The sequence below is a fragment of the Caldisericaceae bacterium genome (genome assembly GCA_036574215.1).
Lineage (GTDB): Bacteria > Caldisericota > Caldisericia > Caldisericales > Caldisericaceae > Caldisericum.
Window position 1 is genome coordinate 1 of record JAINCR010000096.1, and the last position, 4,241, is coordinate 4,241.

3 protein-coding genes and 1 CRISPR repeat array are annotated in these 4,241 nt (G+C 33.2%); all 3 genes read right to left on the reverse strand.

The genetic code is table 11. The features are described 5' to 3' along the window. Nucleotides 1-629 (reverse strand): hypothetical protein (locus K6343_05905; GenBank protein MEF3245490.1); only part of this gene is annotated, 629 nt, incomplete at its 3' end. Beyond that, nucleotides 604-1,827, reverse strand: coding sequence for an HD domain-containing protein (locus tag K6343_05910; protein ID MEF3245491.1), 1,224 nt, complete (start codon nt 1,825-1,827; stop codon nt 604-606). The genes K6343_05910 and K6343_05905, both read right to left, overlap by 26 nt. Beyond that, nucleotides 1,824-2,864 carry a DUF933 domain-containing protein gene (locus K6343_05915; GenBank protein ID MEF3245492.1) on the reverse strand — a complete coding sequence of 347 codons (1,041 nt, stop codon included), beginning with the start codon at nt 2,862-2,864 and terminating at the stop codon, nt 1,824-1,826. Before K6343_05915 ends, K6343_05910 begins: the two co-directional genes overlap by 4 nt. A 736-nt stretch (nt 2,865-3,600) precedes the next feature. After that, nucleotides 3,601-4,083: direct repeats of the CRISPR family, unit length 36 nt; unit sequence GTCGTAATCCCTTATTAATCAGGGCACTATTCGGAC. Nucleotides 4,084-4,241: the final 158 nt, after the last annotated feature.

Below are 4,241 nucleotides of genomic sequence, written 5' to 3' on the forward strand. Positions count from 1 at the left end.
CTTACCTTATCAAGGAGTTCGGTAAGCATCATGAATTTTTTTAAATATCTTTCTTTTCTTTCTAAATTGAGTTTTTCTTTTTCAAAAATGTATTTTGATACTATGATATGTAAAAACTTATCTATCTCACTACTTAAGGATTCCATAATTTGGGAGTTTTCGTTTTCAAGGATAAGAAAAAGAGAACTATTGTTATTGAGTTTCTTTTTAATTGTAATATTGGGAGAATTCAGTGTTTTTATAAGAGTTTCATTATCTAAAGGAAAACTACAAACAATCGCTTTTACTTCACCATTTTCTAAAAGAAACACATTTAAATTAGTATAAAAACTCTCTTTAAGATATTTCGTTAAGATCTTTAAAGAAACCGTAAAATCACTTTTTAAAAGCTCTTCTTTTAGTTTGCTTTCTAATTCTATTGTAAAAAAAAATTTACTGATTTTGTAAAAAAAATAAATAGAAACAAGAGCAAACACTATAAGAAAAAAGGAGATTAAGTAAAACTTGGCAATCGAAAATTCAAATCTTCTGCTTATGAATAAATCCAACAATAAATATACAGAAATTACAACAGCCAAAACTAATAAAACAATCAACACTCTTTTATATATTCTCAAATATTTTTCCATAGTCTTCTGTTGATTCGTTAAATTCATTTACAATTATTTCTTCAATTTTCCTTCTTGATTGGATTGCTGTTAACACAACCTTTGGGTCAAATTGCATAGAACTCCATCTTTTAAGTTCACTGCATATCGCTTCTATACTTTTTCTCTGTGAATACGGTCTTCCATAATACATTGCATCAATTGCGTCAGCAACAGAAACAACTCGGCTTGAAATTGGTATTTGTTCACCTTTTAAACCTTTTGGGTAGCCATTACCATTATACCATTCATGATGGTAAAGCACAGTATCGGCAACATCATCCAATAACGCAATCTTTTTTAAGAGATTGTATCCAATTTCAGGATGCTTCAAAATTATTTCACTTTTACTCACATTTACGGGTTTATCAGTTTTTAAAAGATCCTCTGGCACACCAATTTTTCCAATATCGTGTAAAAGTCCTCCGATTTTACAACGGTATACCTCAGCATCTGGTAGGTTCATCTCTTTTGCAATCGCCTCTGATATCAAAGAAACTCTTAAGGAATGGTAAGCACTGTAAGTGTCTTTTAGCTCAACTGATTTAACCAACACACTAATTAAACCAGTAAATCCGTTTTTAATGGTTGCAACATAGTCTTGCGAAGCAATAAGTGAGGCAACCATGTTAGTAAAAATTTCTACAATTTTCAACTCTTCTTTATTGAATCTTTTTCCTTTTAATTTTGTAAGAAGAATAGCCCCATAAAGTTTGTTATTAAAAGTAATAGGGGTTGCAAGAAGTGAAGATTCCTCATCTGGTGTTCCTGGTATATGCTTTGATATAGGATTTTTGTTTGCTTCATTTAGAAACGCAGGCTCTCTTGTTGTGGCTACTCTGCCTGTAAAACCTTCACCTAATTTTAACTTTATTTTGAGAATCTCGTTTTTGTATACACCGTCAACGTATTCTGGTATAAGAGTATCACGACCATCTAAAACAAAATACGTAAATTCGTCTGCATTAGTTACTTCTCTAAGAGTCTCCCACATTGCACTCACAAAGCGCGTTTTGTCGGTTAGTTTATAAACTTCTCTTGATAAATTTTGTAGAGAATTTATTATAATGTTGAGCTTTTTATTTTCTTGCGATACAGTAATTAGTTGTGATAATGTTACAACTACTAATAGTAAAAGAAAGGAAATAATAAAAAATAAAAAAGCAATAAGTGTCATCATACGTTAAATCTAAAGTGAACTATCTCCTTGTCTTGGACGATGTAATTTGCACCTTCAATCCTTAAAAGACCATTCGCTTTTGCCTCTTTAAAAGAAAAATTTACACTCTTGAAATCTTTATAAGATATAACTTCTGCTGCAATAAAACCACGTTCAATATCCGAGTGAATTTTTCCTGCAACTCTTTTTGCATTGAGTCCTCTTTCAAAAAGCCAAGCCCTTACTTCGTCTTCTCCTACCGTGTAAAAAACATTAAGATCTAACAACTTCAAAGCATTTTCTACTACTTCTGAGATTGCATCCTGTTTGAGGTTATACGTATTCAAAAATTCTTGTTTTTCTTCATCGCTTAATTGTTCTAATTCATATAAAAGTAAAATTGGTAAGCATACAAATTCTGTGTTTTTGAAATTGATGTTCTCTCTTGCGGTTTTTACCATTTCTTCACTATTCTTAATTTTATCTTCATCAATGTTCATTACGTATAAGGTTGGTTTTATGGTAAACAAACCAAAAGATTTTGTTATAAGATTCTCTTCGTTTGTTAATTCAAGATTCCTTAAGGGGATTTCTTTATCAAGAGAATCTTTAAATTTTAAAAGGGTCTTTTGTTCTAAAGCCTTTTCTGGGGTAAATTTTTCCTTTGCGAGTTTCTCAAGTCTTTTTTCAACTACATCAAGATCAAAAAGGATAAGGTCGCTATCAAAAAGTTTAATATCGGTTAAAAAGTCTTCTTTTGAGAATGCATCTAAAACTACAACAAGCGCATCAAATTGTCTAATGCTTGAAAGAAGTTCGTTTCTTCTTTTCTTTTCATCAAATCCTGTTGGAATTCCTGGCACATCAACAAATGTAAGTGTCGCAAAAGTTGTTTTTTTAGGGTTAAAATAGGAAGATAACTCTAAAACATTTTTGTCGTAAATTTTAATATCTTTTATATTCTCTTTTTCAAAAGAAACTGAACTTTCGTCTTTTGAAAGCGATTTTAAAAGAGTTGTTTTCCCTGTTTGTTGCGGTCCAATAATAGCTATTTTCATATTTAATTATAACATTATCTTCTAAATTTAAGAAACAAAAAATTTCAAAGTGTTTGCACTTACACCACAAGAAACCTTGCCAAAAGATTCATTTTTTGATTAAAAAAGAGTAACATAATCCCTTATTAATCAGGGCACTATTTTAATATCGAAGGGGCTAAAAGACCCCCTTTAAACTTCCCCCTATCATTTCAAACGAAGTAAGGAATCTCTACTTTTATTCTTTTTTGTTTTCTTTAGTAGCCTTGAGGGGGTGGTGTTTACCCCCTCAAATAAGAGATCCTTCGTCGCTATCGCTCTACTTGACTTCGTCAAGGAGAAGAGCGCAGGAGGACATGATGGGGGTCATTTTGACGAGGCGACTTTTGCCGAGGAAGAATCTCATCGTTTATTCGAGGGGGTGGAAAGTCCCCCCTCGATACTCCCCCAAAAAGACAAGATCCTTCGCTTAAGTTTACACTGAGCGAAGCGAACGTGCTCAGGATGACACCCTATTTCGTCATTCTGACGAGCGAACGTAGTGAGTGAGGAAGAATCTCATCCTTTGCCTTTGGGTGGAGTTGTAAGGAGGGTCAGTTCACCTCCTCGATTAATAATCCCTTACTCATCAGGGCACTATTTTAATATCGAAGGGGTTAAAAGACCCCCTTCGAACTTCCCCCTATCATTTCGAATAAGGATGCTCTTTTTTAATCCTTTGGGTGGAGTTTTGAGGAGGGGTAGTTTCCCTCCTCAATTAATAATCCCTTATTAATCAGGGCACTATTCGGACTTGGAAAAGTTCTATAACGTTTTAAATCAGCTCTTTGAAAGTCGTAATCCCTTATTAATCAGGGCACTATTCGGACAAAAAGAACTTGAAGATTGTAAAATCACCTACAGATGTGTCGTAATCCCTTATTAATCAGGGCACTATTCGGACAAAAAATAGAGTGGGAGGAAGGAGGACAAGATGAAGTCGTAATCCCTTATTAATCAGGGCACTATTCGGACAATGAGTTTATAGATCTTCATCTCAATCTTTTATTAGAGTCGTAATCCCTTATTAATCAGGGCACTATTCGGACAAACAAGGCTTTTTGGTAATAGTGCAATTTTTTTGCACAGTCGTAATCCCTTATTAATCAGGGCACTATTCGGACTCATTAAATATGATAAAAAAATTGATGAAAATATACTTAGTGTCGTAATCCCTTATTAATCAGGGCACTATTCGGACAGGGTGGTTTACGAGGCTAATTGTAATCAGTACTTTTTTGCCCTTATTTCGCAAATTTTACAAATTTTTCAGTTGTCAAGGTTTATTTTACATCAATTTTTTAGCATCAGCACGAAGAAGCCTCTTTGCATATATATTATATGCACTTCGCAAAATTA